Source organism: Nocardioides fonticola, from assembly GCF_039536805.1.
GTDB classification, from domain to species: Bacteria; Actinomycetota; Actinomycetes; order Propionibacteriales; family Nocardioidaceae; genus Nocardioides; species Nocardioides fonticola.
Genome location: NZ_BAAAZH010000010.1, coordinates 148,671 through 163,372, shown reverse-complemented (window position 1 = coordinate 163,372; position 14,702 = coordinate 148,671). Strand labels below are relative to the sequence as shown.

Annotated in this window: 17 protein-coding genes and 1 tRNA gene; 10 read left to right on the top strand and 8 right to left on the bottom strand. The window is 73.1% G+C overall.

What is annotated here, in order from left to right; genetic code table 11:
- Positions 1 to 42: 42 nt before the first annotated feature.
- From ABD671_RS06040 to ABD671_RS06020, 5 genes are all read left to right on the top strand, one after another.
- A complete protein-coding gene (locus ABD671_RS06040; RefSeq protein ID WP_344732361.1) occupies positions 43 to 1,518 on the top strand; it encodes an MFS transporter in 1,476 nt (491 codons plus the stop codon).
- Positions 1,519 to 1,611: 93 nt separating this feature from the next.
- On the top strand, positions 1,612 to 2,028 hold the full coding sequence (locus ABD671_RS06035) for a hypothetical protein (RefSeq protein WP_344732360.1): 417 nt from the start codon (positions 1,612 to 1,614) through the stop codon (positions 2,026 to 2,028).
- A 112-nt stretch (positions 2,029 to 2,140) separates the two neighbouring features.
- Positions 2,141 to 2,530: a carboxymuconolactone decarboxylase family protein gene (locus tag ABD671_RS06030; protein WP_344732359.1), complete on the top strand. Its 390-nt coding sequence runs from the start codon at positions 2,141 to 2,143 to the stop codon at positions 2,528 to 2,530.
- 51 nt (positions 2,531 to 2,581) lie between these two features.
- On the top strand, positions 2,582 to 2,716 hold the full coding sequence (locus ABD671_RS06025) for a hypothetical protein (protein ID WP_344732358.1): 135 nt from the start codon (positions 2,582 to 2,584) through the stop codon (positions 2,714 to 2,716).
- 79 nt (positions 2,717 to 2,795) lie between these two features.
- Positions 2,796 to 3,476, top strand: coding sequence for an SGNH/GDSL hydrolase family protein (locus ABD671_RS06020; RefSeq protein ID WP_344732357.1), 681 nt, complete (start codon positions 2,796 to 2,798; stop codon positions 3,474 to 3,476).
- 9 nt (positions 3,477 to 3,485) lie between these two features.
- Here the strand turns inward: ABD671_RS06020 and ABD671_RS06015 are convergent, their stop codons facing one another.
- Positions 3,486 to 4,412: a formylglycine-generating enzyme family protein gene (locus ABD671_RS06015; protein ID WP_344732356.1), complete on the bottom strand. Its 927-nt coding sequence runs from the start codon at positions 4,410 to 4,412 to the stop codon at positions 3,486 to 3,488.
- Positions 4,413 to 4,532: 120 nt separating this feature from the next.
- Between ABD671_RS06015 and ABD671_RS06010 the strand changes: the two genes are divergently transcribed.
- Entirely contained in the window at positions 4,533 to 6,203 is a 1,671-nt protein-coding gene (locus ABD671_RS06010) for a sulfatase-like hydrolase/transferase (protein ID WP_344732355.1), read from the top strand.
- Positions 6,204 to 6,243: 40 nt separating this feature from the next.
- Positions 6,244 to 7,716, top strand: a complete 1,473-nt coding sequence (locus ABD671_RS06005) for a hypothetical protein (protein WP_344732354.1) — start codon at positions 6,244 to 6,246, stop codon at positions 7,714 to 7,716.
- On the opposite strand, the gene ABD671_RS06000 is transcribed toward ABD671_RS06005, so the two are convergent.
- Complete coding sequence (locus tag ABD671_RS06000; protein WP_344732353.1) at positions 7,713 to 8,141, bottom strand: hypothetical protein; 429 nt, start codon at positions 8,139 to 8,141, stop codon at positions 7,713 to 7,715. The genes ABD671_RS06005 and ABD671_RS06000 overlap by 4 nt on opposite strands.
- A 111-nt stretch (positions 8,142 to 8,252) precedes the next feature.
- Here ABD671_RS06000 and ABD671_RS05995 point away from each other — a divergent pair, with 111 nt between their 5' ends.
- On the top strand, positions 8,253 to 8,819 hold the full coding sequence (locus ABD671_RS05995) for an RNA polymerase sigma factor (RefSeq protein ID WP_344732351.1): 567 nt from the start codon (positions 8,253 to 8,255) through the stop codon (positions 8,817 to 8,819).
- A complete protein-coding gene (locus tag ABD671_RS05990; RefSeq protein WP_344732350.1) occupies positions 8,816 to 9,607 on the top strand; it encodes a hypothetical protein in 792 nt (263 codons plus the stop codon). The genes ABD671_RS05995 and ABD671_RS05990 overlap by 4 nt, the downstream gene beginning before the upstream one ends.
- A gap of 93 nt (positions 9,608 to 9,700) precedes the next feature.
- Here the strand turns inward: ABD671_RS05990 and ABD671_RS05985 are convergent.
- From ABD671_RS05985 to ABD671_RS05960, 6 genes are all read right to left on the bottom strand, one after another.
- Positions 9,701 to 9,773, bottom strand: a tRNA-Ala gene (locus tag ABD671_RS05985).
- Between the two features lie 208 nt (positions 9,774 to 9,981).
- Positions 9,982 to 10,593, bottom strand: a complete 612-nt coding sequence (locus ABD671_RS05980) for a histidine phosphatase family protein (protein WP_344732349.1) — start codon at positions 10,591 to 10,593, stop codon at positions 9,982 to 9,984.
- Positions 10,590 to 10,967, bottom strand: coding sequence for a ribosome silencing factor (gene rsfS, locus ABD671_RS05975; RefSeq protein WP_344732348.1), 378 nt, complete (start codon positions 10,965 to 10,967; stop codon positions 10,590 to 10,592). The genes ABD671_RS05980 and rsfS overlap by 4 nt, the downstream gene beginning before the upstream one ends.
- Positions 10,964 to 11,617, bottom strand: coding sequence for a nicotinate-nucleotide adenylyltransferase (nadD, locus tag ABD671_RS05970; RefSeq protein WP_344732347.1), 654 nt, complete (start codon positions 11,615 to 11,617; stop codon positions 10,964 to 10,966). Before nadD ends, rsfS begins: the two co-directional genes overlap by 4 nt.
- Positions 11,618 to 11,633: 16 nt before the next feature.
- Positions 11,634 to 11,777: a hypothetical protein gene (locus ABD671_RS05965; RefSeq protein ID WP_344732346.1), complete on the bottom strand. Its 144-nt coding sequence runs from the start codon at positions 11,775 to 11,777 to the stop codon at positions 11,634 to 11,636.
- 28 nt (positions 11,778 to 11,805) lie between these two features.
- A complete protein-coding gene (locus tag ABD671_RS05960; protein ID WP_344732345.1) occupies positions 11,806 to 13,068 on the bottom strand; it encodes a glutamate-5-semialdehyde dehydrogenase in 1,263 nt (420 codons plus the stop codon).
- A gap of 106 nt (positions 13,069 to 13,174) precedes the next feature.
- Here ABD671_RS05960 and ABD671_RS05955 point away from each other — a divergent pair, with 106 nt between their 5' ends.
- Positions 13,175 to 14,677, top strand: a complete 1,503-nt coding sequence (locus tag ABD671_RS05955) for a lysyl oxidase family protein (protein ID WP_344732344.1) — start codon at positions 13,175 to 13,177, stop codon at positions 14,675 to 14,677.
- Positions 14,678 to 14,702: the final 25 nt, after the last annotated feature.

Below are 14,702 nucleotides of genomic sequence, written 5' to 3'. Positions count from 1 at the left end.
ATCGGCGCCCCCGCCACGGTCGCCACCGTCGGAAGAGGAGTCATGTCGGTACACGACGAGATCGGGACGAGCCGTCCGGCCGCAGTCGACCCCGCAGCCGCCGAGCGCGAGATCCGCGCCCACACCTCGCCGGGCCGGGCCCGTCTCGAGCTGCTCGCCGTGGGCCTGGGCGGCCTCGCGGTCTCGATGGCGCAGACCCTGCTGGTGCCGGTGCTGCAGACGCTGCCCGGCGAGCTCGGCGCGAGCTCGGCCGACGTCGAGTGGCTGCTCACCTCGACCCTCCTGGTCGCCGCGGTCTCGGTGCCGGTGCTCGGTCGCCTCGGCGACATGTACGGCAAGCGCCGCATGCTGCTCATCTCGCTCGTCGCGCTCGTGGTCGGCTCGCTCATCACCTGCTTCACCGACAATCTGGGCCTGCTGATCCTCGGCCGCGGCATCCAGGGCATCTCGATCGCGGCGATCCCGCTGGGCATCAGCCTGCTCGCGACCCTCCTCCCCCGCGACCGCGTCGGCTCGGCCATCGCCGTGATCAGCGCGATGCTGGGCGTCGGCGGCGCGCTCGCACTGCCCATCGGCGGCCTCATCGGCGAGCACGCCGACTTCCACGCCCTGTTCTGGCTCACCGCCGCCATCGGAGCGGTCGCGGTGGTCGCGATCGCCGTCCTCGTGCCGGAGTCGCCGGTGCGCACCGGCGGGCGGATCGACCTGATCGGCACCGTGCTGCTCTCCGGAGCGCTCGTGGCGCTCCTGCTGCCGCTCGCCGAATCCTCCTCGTGGGGATGGACCTCGGGGCGCACGCTCGGCCTGCTCGGCCTCGGCGTGGTGCTCGTGCTGGTCTTCGGCTGGAGCCAGACCCGCATCGCCGAGCCGCTGGTCGACCTCGTGGCCCTGCGGCGTCCTCCGATCGTGCTCACCAACATCGCCTCGGTGCTCTTCGGCTTCGGCCTCTTCGCCTCGATGATCGGCACCGCCGGCTACCTCCAGGCACCGGAGTCGACTGGGTACGGGTTCGGCGCCTCGATCGTCTTCAGCGGCGTGTGCATGCTGCCCGGCGGCCTGGCGATGCTGGTGCTCTCCGACACCACGGCCGGCATCATCCGGCGCATCGGGGGCGCCCGCACCCTGGCGCTCGGCGGCGCGATCCTCGCGTTCGGCTGGCTGATGCGCATCGTGCTGACCGGGGAGCTGTGGATGATCGTCGTGGGCAGCGCCGTGGTCGGCATCGGCGCCGCCATCGGCTACGCCGCGATGCCCAGCCTCATCAACGAGCACACGCCGCCGACCGAGATCGCCGCGGCCAACGGGCTGAACTCGCTGGCCCGCAGCCTCGGGACGTCGATCGCCAGCGCTGTGGGCGGCTCGCTGCTCGCGGCCCACACCATCAGCGTGCAGGCCGGCGAGGTCTCCTTCGATCTGCCCTCGCTGGGTGGCTACCGGCTCCTGTTCGGGCTGTGCGTGGCCGCCTCGGTGGCCGCCGCCGCGTTGGCGCTGGCGATCCCGCGGCCGGCGTCCGACTGACTCCGCGCCCGTCACCGGACCTGCCGCCCGTCCCGACCGGCGGTATGGGAAACTGACCGCGAACGTCCGTCCGACACCGCAGGAGATGCAGCGATGGCCTTGCCCGCGCGCCGCGAGGGGTACGTCCCGGTCCCCCGTCAGCCCACCGACGACATCACCCCGGAGCCGGTCGTCCTCCACACCTCCACCGACGCGGGCTGGATGGTCGCGCTGCTCGGCGCCGGCGGCGTCGTCCTCTCGAGCTGGACCCTCTTCGGTCTCGGCGAGAACGGCATGTGGGCGGGCTACTGGTGCTCCCTGCTCGGCACGATCGCGGCGATGGCCGCACTGGGCCTGCGCACCACGATGCCGCGGCTGCCGCTGCTCGCCACGCTCGGCTTCTGCGGCGGCCTGCTGATCGTCCTGGGCATCGCCAAGGACTGGGGCACGATCCCGCTCATCTCGATGGTCGCCGGCGGCGCGGCGATCGTCATCGGCGCCGGCATGCAGTCGGCGTCCGCCGGGCGCTGACGGCGCCACCACGACCTCGCGAGGCCGGTCCCCGACAGGGGGCCGGCCTCGTGTCGTGTGAGGAGCACGACGTCGACTCGCATAACCCCCCGGGGGGTTGTAGGATCGCGACATGACGACCACCGCAGACACCACCGCCCGCCACGGCCACGGAGCCGACGTCCTCGCCGACCTCTCGCCCCTCCACCGCGAGCTGCGCCGGGCGATCCCCGACGTCTACCGCGGCTTCCACGCCCTCCACGCGGCCTCCTTCGCCGAGGGCGAGCTCGACGTGCGCACCAAGGAGCTCATCGCCCTGGCGATCGGGGTCGTCGAGGGCTGCGACGGCTGCATCGCCTCCCACGCGGAGGCCGCCGTCCGCGCCGGCGCGACCCGCCAGCAGGCGGCCGAGGCGATCGGCGTGACTTTCTTGATGAAGGGCGGACCTGCGACGATCTACGGACCGCGCGCCTACGACGCCTTCTGCGAGTTCGAGGACCGCCAGCGCCCCGCGGCCGAGTGACCCTCCGGCCGACACCCACGAACCCCGACCGATCCCACGAGGAGAACCACCATGTGCGTCCCCACCCCCTGCACCTGCGGCAAGACCACCTGGGCCGGCTGCGGCGAGCACATCGCCGACGTGAAGCGCGTCGTGCCGGCCGAGCAGTGGTGCGAGGGCCACGACGGCGAGACCGTCGACGCCTGAGCCTGCACCCGAGCCCGCATCCGGGCCTGGATCCGCGCGTCCGGGTCCGTTCGGCGGATCGATGACGCACCATAGAGGAGTGCGAGGACGATCCCGGGTCGGTGCCGCCGTCCTCGTCGCCCTCGTCCTGGTCGCCGCCGTGCTGCTCGGTGGGGCCCGCCGCAGCCACGGCACCGAGACCCGCGTCGCGCGCTGCGAGCGCTACCAGCAGACGGCGGACGCCGTCGAGAGCCGGGTTCCGGCTGCGGAGGCCGCCCTGGTGGTGATCGGCGACTCCTGGTCGGTCGGCCTGGGCCTCGCGGATCGGTCGGCCGCCTGGCCGAGCCGGTTGCCCTCCTCCACGCGCGTCGCCGGCTTCTCCGGCTCCGGATACGGCGCCCTCGCCTCGTCGTGCGGCGCCGTCTCGTTCGCCGACCGCGCACCCGAGGCGCTGCGCGACACCGCCCCCGGAGTGCCTGTCATCGTCGAGGGCGGCCTCAACGACTGGGACTCCACCGACGCCGAGATCACCGCCGGGTTCCACAACCTCATGCGGGAGCTGCGGGGTCACGAGGTGCTGGTCGTCGGACCACCGGCGGCCCCCGCCCGGGCGGCCTTCATGGGACGGGTGTCCAGCCTGCTGGCCGACCTCAGCCGCCGGGCCGGCGTCCGCTACCTCCCCACCGACGATCTCGACCTGATCTACCAGCCCGACGGCCTGCATCCGAGCCCGGCCGGAGCGGCCGTGTTCGGCGACGCTGTCGCAGCCGCTCTGGACTGACGACGGACCTCAGCGGTCGGCCGCGACCCGGAAGCCGAGGTTGCCCGTGCTGTCGCCCGGAGCGCTGTGGTCGCGCGCGGCCACGCGGTAGCGGTTGCAGTAGGAGTCGTGGCACAGATAGGAGCCGCCCCGTCGCACGCGGTCGGCGGCGGAGGGCCCGACGTCCCAGGTGCTGGCGGTCCACTCCCACACGTTGCCGACGGCATGGTGCAGGCCGTAGCCGTTCGGCGCGAGCGCCTTGACCGGCAGCGGCCCGACCGAGGCGGGTCCGCCGTCGGGCAGGTCGGGGAAGCGTCCCTCCCAGATGCGGGCGCGGCGGGTGCGGCCCTCCTCGGGATGCGTGTCGCCCCAGGGGTAGATCGCGCCCTCGAGGCCACCACGGGCGGCGTACTCCCACTCCTGCTCGGTGGGCAGCCGGACGCCGGCCCAGGCGCAGTAGGCCTCGGCGTCGTGGGCCGAGACATGGACGACGGGGTGCTGGGCGAGGCGGGCGGCGTCCGTGCCCGGGCCGCCGGGATGCCGCCAGTCGGCGCCGTCGACGGCGCACCACCACGTGGCTCCGACGGGGCGGCCGCGCACCGCGGAGGGGTCGGCGACGAGGAGATGGAAGACGAAGGACCAGCCGGCCTGTTCGGCCTCGGTGACGTAGCCGGTCTGCTTGACGAAGGTCGCGAACTGCTGGTTCGTCACGGTCGTCGCCGCGATGCGGAACGGCGCGACGCCGACGTCGCGTACCGGCCCCTCCCCCTCGCCGGGGTTGGCGAGCGGACCCTCGTAGCCCATCGCGAACGTGCCGCCGTCGAGGTCGATCAGGCCCTTGATGCGCGGAGCGGCCGGGCGCGGCGGACCGATGGTGAGCAGATCGGCGCGCGGGTCGGAGCCGGGCGCAGCGTGCTCCTCGTGGGGTCCACGACCCGGGGCGCAGCACCCGCTCATCCCCGGCCTCCCACGGCGCGCACCATAGTCGACCGGATCACTCGACTTCTACTCCCGGTCGCCCGATGTTCATCACATTTATCTCGCGTGACTTTATGGAGTTAGTGGCGTTGGGCGGGCGTGCGATCGCTTCTCACCCGCCCCCTCCCCCGACGCAGCCTCCTGGCCTCCGGCGCCGCCGGTGCCCTCGCGCCTGCCATCGCGCCGACCGCCGATCCCGCCACGGCGGCAGGGGCTCGCAGCTCTCGCGGGGGCCGCAAGGGCCGGCGTCCCAACATCGTCCTGATCCTCGCCGACGACTTCGGCTACGGGGCCCTCGGCGCCTACGGCCAGCAGGTGCTCAAGACACCGCACCTCGACAGGCTCGCGGCCGAGGGCATCGCCTTCACCCAGGGCTACTCCGGCGCCAGCGTGTGCGCGCCGTCCCGCACGACGCTGCTCACCGGCATGCACGGCGGGCATGCGCGCGTGCGCAGCAACTCCTTCCGCACCACCGGCGTCCAGCCGCGGCTGCTGGCGCGCGACACCACCATCGCGCAGGTGCTGGCCGCCGCCGGCTACCGCACCGGCATCTACGGCAAGTGGGGCTTCGGGGACGACGACTACCTCACCCCCACGCCGATCGGCGTCACGTGCAGCATCCACCAGGCGGCCGACGTCGGCACCGGCGACTTCGCGGTGTCGAACCGGCACGACCCCAGCCACCCGCTCCAGAAGGGCTTCGACGCCTTCGAGGGCCTGGTCACCACCGAGCACGCCTTCCAGTACTGGCCCGACTACCTGTGGCGCCAGAACCGCCGCGTGCGCCTGCCCGCCAACGAGGGCGAGGTGAAGGGCACCTACGCCCCGCAGGTCTATCTCGAGGGCGCGCTCGACTTCATCGACGCGCACCGCGACGAGGAGTTCTTCCTCTACTTCGCCCCGCAGCTCGTGCACTTCCCCAACCAGGTGCCCGACACCAAGCCGTACGACGACCAGCTGACCTGGACGCCGGACATGAAGGCCTACGCCTCGCAGTACACGCTCCTCGACGACCACGTCGGGCAGATCATCGCCAGGCTGAAGGAGCACGGGCTCGCCGAGGACACGCTGGTGATCTTCACCGGCGACAACGGCCCCACCCCCAACGAGCACCTGCTCGTCGGATCGACCCGCTGCGCCGACGTGCAGTCGCCGTCCCCCGACTCGGCGCTGGCCGACTACCTGTGGGACACCAACGGCGGCCTGCGGGCCGGCAAGCACAGCCTCTACGAGGGCGGCATCCGGGTGCCGTTGGTCGTCTGGGGCCCCGGGGTGGTGCGCCAGGACGGCGCCGCGGTGGCCGACAACCCGTGGGGCTCGGTCGACCTGCTGCCGACGCTGGCCGACTTCGCCGGCATCACCGCCCCCTCCGACGTCGACGGCGTGTCGGTGCGCGACTGGATCACCGGTGAGCGCCGGGGCCGCATCGCGCACCCGCCGCTGTACTTCGAGCGGCCGCCCAACACCGACCAGAACCTCGACGGCGGCCCGCCCGCGCAGCTCGTCTACACCACGGCGCTGCGGTGGGGGAACTGGAAGGCCGTGCGTCACGCGCCGGGTCAGGACCCGAGCATCCCCGACAGCCAGGCGAAGTTCGAGCTCTACGACCTCGACTCCGATCGCGGCGAGCTGCTCGACGTCTCGCTGCTCAACCCCGACGTCGCCGCGCGCATGCAGAAGCGGATGCGGGCCAACCACGCGCCGCCGCCGTACGCCCGCAAGGCCTACCGGCCGCGCCGTACCGGCCGGGAGTTCCGGCTGCGCGGCTGACCCCACCGATCGTCCGTTCCCTCCCCTGAAGGACTCCCCCGTGCCGTTGCGCCGTACCGCCCTCGCCGTGCTGCTCCCCCTGCTGGCGCTGCCCGCCGTCGCGATCCCCTCCCTCGCCCCGGCCCTCGCCGGCCCGGGCACCGCCGATCGGTGGACGGCCGCACCGGCGATGCCCGCGAACCGCTACGCCGGCCCCGACGGCACCTCCTCGATGCACGGGGACGCCGGCGCCTCCGACACCACGCCGTTCGCCGGCCCCGGCGCGGGGGCGGTGCTGGGCCAGCCGGTCGTGCTCGGGTCGGTCTGCCCGACGATCCTCGCGGGCTCGGACGCCATGCCGATCGCCCTGTGCACCGAGTACGTCGACCGGGCGCCGACGGTGAACCTGCTCGATCCGCAGACCCTCCTCCCCCTCGCTCGGCTGCACCTGTCGGCCGGCGCCCTGCTCGGCGGCGTCTACGCCTATGTCGACGACCGCGACCGGCTCGTCACCGTCGACGGCGGCACCGGCGACGTCGTCCGCATCGCGCACACGCAGGACGGGCCGCTGGGCACCTGGCAGCTCGCGATCGACGACCGGTTCCCCACGGCCCCGGCGTTCCGGAAGGCCTGCGGCAGCACGACGTGCGACGCGATCGCCACCGTCTCCCCCGGCTACGACGGCCGCATCTGGTTCGCCACCAGCGCCGGGCGCGCGGGCTACGTCGCCCCGCGCACGAAGCGCGTCGTCCTGCGCACCCTGGGTGCCCCGGGCACGTCGAAGGCCACCGAGAAGGTGTTCAACAGCATCGCGACCGGCCCGGAGGGTGCCGCGGTCACCACCGACCATGCCCTCTACCTCGTGCGGGCGACCCGCACCGGCGCGATCCGGGTCGTGTGGCGCCGCGCCTACGACCGCGGCCCGGCCCGCAAGCCCGGCCAGCTCAGCTACGGCAGCGGAGCGACGCCGACCTACTTCGGCCCCCGCACGGGGCACGAGTACGTCGCGATCACCGACAACGCCGCCCCGCGCGAGCACCTGCTGGTCTACCGCTCCGACACCGGCCGGCTGGCCTGCTCGGCCCCGCTGTTCGCGAAGGGCGCCTCCGGCACCGAGAACTCCCCCATCGGCATCGGCGGCTCGGTGTTCGTCGCCAGCACCTACGGCTACCCCTACCCCGCCGGCACCGACGGGACGCCGTCCGAGCCCGCCTCGGCCGACTTCACCGGCGGCATGCAGCGTGTCGACCTCACCCGCGACGGGTGCCGCACGGTGTGGCGCACCGACGTGGCCTCCTCGGCGGTGCCGCGGTTCTCGCGCGCCGAGCAGGTGATCTACACCGTCACCCGCGACGCGAACCAGGTGTACCGCCTCGTGCGGATCTCCCCCGACACCGGAGCCGAGCTCAGCTCGCTCACCCTCGGTGCCGGGCCGGCGTCCGACACCCTGCAGATGGTCGGCACGATCCTGCCCGGCGGCACCCTGTTGCAGGGCACGATCGTGGGCTACACCGCGATGCGGCCAGGCTCCTAACCGAACGCCTCGACGACGAACCCTGCGAGCAGCACGCCGAACGCGCCGATCTCGGCGACGGCAAGGCTCACCATGAATCCGCGCACGAGCGCGCCCGGATCGCGCAGCTGGTTGTCGGTGTCGCGGCGGATGCCGTGCACGGTGTAGCTCGCGACGGAGGCGGCGAAGTAGAAGGCCAGGACGCCGGCTGCGGCGAGGTCGACGGCCGTCGTCCAGGCCGACAGCTCCACGAAGGCGGCGACCAGCAGCAGCGCGAAGGAGTAGAGCAGCGCGGCGCGGTGGGCGATGTCGGTGTAGGGGTGCGCGTGCCCCTGCGGGCTGGCGAGGATCTGGCGGTACTTCAACTGCCCGAGCAGCAGCGCCCAGAGGAACATCAGGCCCGCGAGCAGGAGCACGATGCGGGTGTCGGTGCCGAGGTGGTCCACGGGGCCATCCTGACGGCTCGGCACCATCCGGGGGGACCGGCACGCCCCGATCGCGGGCCAGGATGGCACCCGGCGTGACACACCTCAGCGGGAGTCGGACAGGTAGGGGGCATGAACCAGATGTCACGGGCACCCGATGCCGAGGGTGAGTTCACCGCCTTCTACCGGCGCGAGTACGGCGACCTGCTCCGCTTCGTCCAACGACGTGCCGGACCCGACGTCGCCGAGGACGCCGCGGCCGAGGCGTTCCTCGTCGCGTGGCGGCGGCTGGACGAGGCGCCGTCCGAGCCCGAGGCCGCGCGTGCGTGGCTCTTCGGCATCGCGCGCCACGTGCTCCTCAACCAACACCGCGGCGACCGACGCCAGCGGGCCCTCGGGATCCGGCTCGCCGACCACCCGACCGCCCTCGGGCCGGCCGGTGCGGATGAGCCCTCGACCCTCCTGCTCGACCTCCAGCGGGTCTGGCCGCGCCTGACGAGCGTCCACCAGGAGGCGCTGGCGCTCACGATCTTCGAGGACCTCGACGCCCCTTCCGCAGCGGAGGTTCTCGGCATCTCGCCGGTCGCCTACCGCCTGCGTCTGAGCCGGGCACGACGAGCCCTGCGGCTCCTCCTCCAGACCCATCCCCTGTCGGCCGCAGCGCCGACCCCCGCGCACGAAGGGACCCTGCACCGATGAACACCACCCACGAGAACGCCCTGCGACGCCTCGACGCCGCCGACCCCGCCGCCGACGCCGGCTCGCTGCGCGCGCAGGCCGACCTGGCGCGCATCCTGCGCACCCCCCGCGACGCCTCGATGGCGCCGGCTCGCCGGGCGCACCGGCCCGTCGCGCGCATCGTCGCCGGCACGGGGGCGGTGGCGGCCGCCGCGGCGACCGTCTTCGTCGTCCTCCCCTCGTTGACCGGGGACGACCGTGCCTTCGCCTCCTGGACGCCGCAGGGCACCGCCCTGACGGCCGCGGAGGCCAACCAGGCGGCCGACGACTGCCGTGCGGCCCAGTCCGACGCCGCAGGGTCCGACCTCGCTCCGCAGCTCGCCGCGGCCCGGTCCGCGCTGGCCGAGCGCCGCGGCGACTGGACTACCGTCGTGCTGACCGGCCCTGGCGGGTTCGACGCCCTGTGCGTCACGAACACCTCCGCGGCCGGCGACATGTTCGGCTCGATCGGCGTGCCGAACGTCGACACCTCGCCCGCCGCACGCGCGATCGAGATCACCGACCTCGGCACCGGGACCATCCGCTCAGGGGATCTCTCCCTCGTGGCGGGCCTCGCGGGCGCCGACGTCGTCGGCGTCACCTACCGCAGCCCCAGCCGCGGGGACGTCGAGGCCACCGTGGCGGGCGGGCACTTCGCCCTGTGGTTCCCGGGCGATGAGCTCATGGCCGCGGAGTCCGCCGGGGTCGAGCTGACGCTCACCTTCGCGGACGGCAGGGAGGAGTCGGTGCGGGCCGGGCTCGGCGACTGAACCACCGCCCCAACCCGAGCCCACACCCGAGCCCACACCCGAGCCCGAGCCCGAAATGACGAGAGCCGCCCCGAAGGGCGGCTCTCGTGTCGGTGGAGCTGAGGGGACTCGAACCCCTGACCCCCTGCATGCCATGCAGGTGCGCTACCAGCTGCGCCACAGCCCCGTACCTGTCTCCCCCGCTCGCGCGGTGACGACCTGCGGAACATTAGCCGACGGGTGGCGAGGAAGGAAAATCGGGGTGGGTGTGTCACGCGAGGTGTGACGTTGTGCAGGCTCAGAGGCCCGATCCACCTGCAGAGCGTCACACCAAGGACAAGGTTCGGCGGTCACCCGCCGAACCTTTCAGGGGGCCGCGCCCGTCCCAGAGCCCCTCAGCCCGTGACGACCCGGTTGTAGGCGGTGAGGCGCAGCGGGCCGGGTTCGAGGGCGTCGAGCACCACCCAGCCGCAGTTGTCCAGGCCGCGCAGCACGGTGCGGCCCTCGGTCGGCCAGCCGACGAGGGCCGGGACGGCGTCGCGGATGGCGGCGCCGTGGGAGACGGCGATCCCGACGCCGCCGTCGGGGACGGCGTCGAGCAGTTCGAGGAGGGCGGCGGTCATGCGGGCGACGACGTCGGCGGCGTCCTCGCCCCCGGGGACGACGTCGAAGTTGCCGCGGCGGAACTCGGCGAACTCCTCCGGCGCCAGCGCGCCGTACTCGGCGTGCGTGAGCCCTTGGCGCTCGGCGAGGAAGTACTCCCGCAGGCGCGGGTCGGTGCGCACCGACAGGCCCGTGGCCTCGGCGAGATAGCCGACGGTCTGGCGGGCGCGGAGGCTGTCGGAGCTCCACAGCACCGCCGGCTCCAGCCGCGCCAGGACGGCGGCCGCGGCCGCGCCCTGCTCATGGCCCAGCTCGTCGAGCTCGGACTCGGCCTGGCCCTGCACGCGGTGGACGGCGTTCCAGGTGGTGCGCCCGTGCCGCAGGAGGACGAGGCGGCGGCTCACCGCTCGCCGGAGACGACGTCGGCGGGCAGCTCGATGAGCGGGCAGTCGCGCCAGAGCCGCTCGAGGGCGTAGAACTGGCGCTCCTCCTCGTGCTGCACGTGCACGACGATGTCGCCGTAGTCGAGGAGCACCCAGCGGCCCTCGCGGTGGCCCTCGCGGCGGATCGGCTTGGCGCCGGCCTCGCGGAGCTTGTCCTCGACCTCCTCCACGATGGCGCCGACCTGGCGCTCGTTGCTGGCCGAGGCGAGCACGAAGGCGTCGGTGATGGCGAGCTGCTCGCTGACGTCGAAGGCGACGATGTGCTGGGCGATCTTGTCGCTGGCCGCGCGGGCGGCGACGTGGACGAGGCCGACGGCGTAGTCGGTGGCGGTCATGAGAGGAGGTCCTCCGCGGGGAGCGCGCGCCGGGGCGCGGGCTCGGGGTCGAGGGCGGGATAGAGGTGGTGCTTGGCGATGTACTGGACGACGCCGTCGGGCACGAGGTACCAGACCGGCTCGCCGCGCCGCGTGCGGTCACGGCAGTCGGTGGAGGAGATCGCCAGGGCGGGGATCTCCAAGATGGTGACCCGGTCGGAGGGGATGGCGGCGAGCATCTGCTCGTCCATCTCGTAACCGGGCCGGGTGCAGCCGACGAACTGCGCCAGCTCGAAGAGTCCAGCGGCGTCGCGCCAGGTGAAGATGTCGGCCAGGGCGTCGGCGCCGGTGATGAAGTACAGGTCGGCGTCGGGCATGGAGGCCCGCAGGTCGCGCAGGGTGTCGACGGTGTAGGTCGGCCCCGCCCGGTCGATGTCGACGCGGCTGACGGTGAAGCGCGGGTTGGCGGCGGTCGCGATGACCGTCATGAGGTAGCGATGCTCGGCCGGTGAGACCTCGCGATCGGACTTCTGCCAGGGGTCGCCGGTCGGCACGAACACGACCTCGTCGAGGTCGAACCAGGACTGCACCTCCGAGGCCGCCACCAGGTGTCCGTGGTGGATGGGGTCGAAGGTGCCGCCCATGACGCCGACCCGGCGCCGCGCCGTCATGCGGGAGCCATCATGCTCAGCTGTGCTCGCGGCCGTTGCCGAAGGCGATGAGGGCGAAGAGCAGGAACAGCAGGATGCCGAAGGCGATACCGCCGACCACCCAGTGGTTCCATCCCCCACTGGTCTCCTCGGCGGCCCGGGCGATCAAGAGCGTCGTCATGCGCCCAGACTACCGGCCCGGGTCGTCGTCAGCGGACGTGCCCGTCGCCGGTGACGATGTACTTCGTCGAGGTCATCTCCGGCAGCCCCATCGGCCCTCGCGCGTGGAGCTTCTGGGTGCTGATGCCGATCTCGGCGCCGAAGCCGAACTCGCCGCCGTCGGTGAAGCGGGTGCTGGCGTTGACCAGGACGGCGGCGGAGTCGACCGCGGCGGTGAACAGGCGGGCCGCGCGCTGGTCCTCGGTCACGATCGCCTCGGTGTGGTGGCTGGAGAAGCGCCGGATGTGGGCGATGGCCTCGTCGACGGAGGCGACGACCCGCGCGGAGATCTCCAGGGCGAGGTACTCGGTGGCGTAGTCCTCGTCGGTGGCCGGCTCGACGCCGTCCTGGGCGGCGAAGACCTCGTCGCCGTGGATGCGCACGCCGGCCTGCTGGAGCGCGGCGACGATGCGCGGCACGAAGAGGTCGGCGATGTCGGCGTGCACGAGCAGCGACTCGGCGGCGTTGCAGACGCTGGTGCGCTGGGTCTTGGCGTTGAGCACGATCGCGACCGCCTTGTCGAGGTCGGCGGCGGCGTCGACGTAGACGTGGCAGTTGCCGACCCCGGTCTCGATGACCGGCACCGTCGACTCCTCGACCACGGAGCTGATCAGGCCGGCGCCACCGCGCGGGATGAGGACGTCGACGTACCCGCGGGCGCGCATGAGCGCCTTGACGGTGTCGTGGGAGTCGGCGGGCACCAGCTGGATGACCTCGGGGTCGACGCCGGCGGTGGCGACGGCATCGCGCAGCACCGCCACGATGGCGGCGTTGCTGGAGGCGGCACTGGAGCTGCCGCGCAGCAGCACCGCGTTGCCGGACTTCAGGCAGATGCCGGCGGCGTCGGCGGTGACGTTGGGCCGGGCCTCGTAGATCATCCCGACGACGCCGAAGGGCACCCGCACCTGGCGCAGCTCCAGGCCGTTGGCCAGGGTGCTGCCGCGCACTACCTCGCCGACGGGGTCGGCGAGCCCGGCGACGCCGCGCACGCCCTCGGCCATGTCGGCCAGGCGTGCGTCGGTGAGCCGCAGCCGGTCGATGATGTTGGACGGCGTGCCGCCCGCCTCGGCGCGGGCGACGTCCTCGGCGTTGGCGGCCAGGATCTCCGCAGCGCGGGCGAGCAGGGCATCGGCCATGGCCACCAGGGCGGCGTCCTTGGTCGCGCGGGTGGCCAGCGCCAGCCCGTGACTGGCCTCGCGGGCCCGGACCGCGAGGGCGAGGACGTCGTGCTGCGAGGTGGCGGTGGCGCTCATGGGGAGATCGTAATGAGCCGAGCTGTCCGTACCGGCCGCGCGTGCAACCGCCGGACGGGCGCCGCCGTCCTACGCTGCGATCCGACCCCACGCGAAAGGCCCGCTCGTGCCCACACCGCTCCGCCGTACCTCCCTCGCCGCCGTCGCGGCCCTCTCCCTGACGGCGTTGGCCGGCACCGGGCAGGCCGCCCGCGCCGACGACCAGCCCCGCTCGACCGTCGCCGCTCCGCTGGGCCTGTGGGCTCCCGCCTCGCTGACCCTCCAGCGCATGGGCGGCATGGTCTACACCGACCTGGGATTGCGGGCGATCGCCCATGACCGCGCCTTCGAGCTCCGCTCGACCCGCGCGTCCTACGACGACCCGATCCGCACGGTCTGGGAGTCGCCCACGGGCCCGGTCGCGCTGCCCGACGGCACCCAGACCGACTTCAACGGGCTGCCGGATCTGGTGAAGGTGACCTTCACCAAGGACGGCGCCACGAAGCCCGCGCTGACCACCTCGGTCAGCGGGTGCCTCTCGGGCTACATCACCGAGCGGGTCAGCCCCGACGCGCCGGCGACCTCGCCCTACCCCCGCCAGTGCTACTACAACCCCTACTCGCTGGGGTCGGTGCAGGGCATCCAGGCGGGCTGGTCGACGATGCTGATCCCCAACGGCCTCGGGGTGCGCCTGCGGACCGGTCACTACACCGCGACCGCGACCATCGCCGAGCCGTACGCGTCGTCCTGGAACCTCGCCCCGCAGGACGCCACCCGCACCATCGAGGTCACCGTGGAGAAGGGCGAGGGACCGATCCCGGTCGACCGGACGCGGCAGCACTCCCCCGCCGCGCAACCCGCCGCGCAGCCCGCCGCCCAGCGCCCGACGGGGCAGCGCGCCGGCGACCCGCCGTCCACCACCCCCGACCTGCGGGCCCTGCCCGCCTGGGGCATCGCCCTGAGCCCGAACGGCAAGCGCCTGCTCTTCTCGGCCACTGTGTGGAACGCCGGCACCAGTCCGCTGGTGGTCGACGGGTTCCGCCGCGACGGCGAGGACCTCATGGACGCCTACCAGTACTTCTTCGACGCCGACGGCGAGCAGACCGGCTACCAGCAGGTCGGGCAGTTCGAGTGGGACCCGCGCCCGACCCACCTGCACTGGCACTTCGAGGACTTCGCCAGCTACACCCTGCTCGACGCCTCGCAGACCGAGATCGAGAAGTCGAAGAAGGAGGCGTTCTGCCTGGCCAACACCGACGCCGTCGACCTCACGGTGCCCAACGCCCGCTGGAACGTCGACAACTCCGATCTGTCGACCGCGTGCGGCGACTACTCCTCGCTCTCGGTGCGCGAGGTGCTGGCCTCGGGCTGGGGCGACACCTACGCCCAGTTCCGCGCGGGCCAGGCCTTCGCGATCGACGACCTGCCCAACGGCACCTATTACATCAAGGTCGCGGCCAACCCCGGTGGCAACCTGATCGAGAGCGACACCACCAACAACACCGCCCTGCGCAAGATCGTGCTCAGCGGCAAGCCCGGCACGAAGCGCAAGCTGACGGTCGAGCAGGTCGGCATCATCCAGGAGGGCTGCGGTGGCACCGCAGTGGTGGGCGCCGCCCGCGGCTGCTGAGACCCGCCCCCAGGAACGCCAGAAC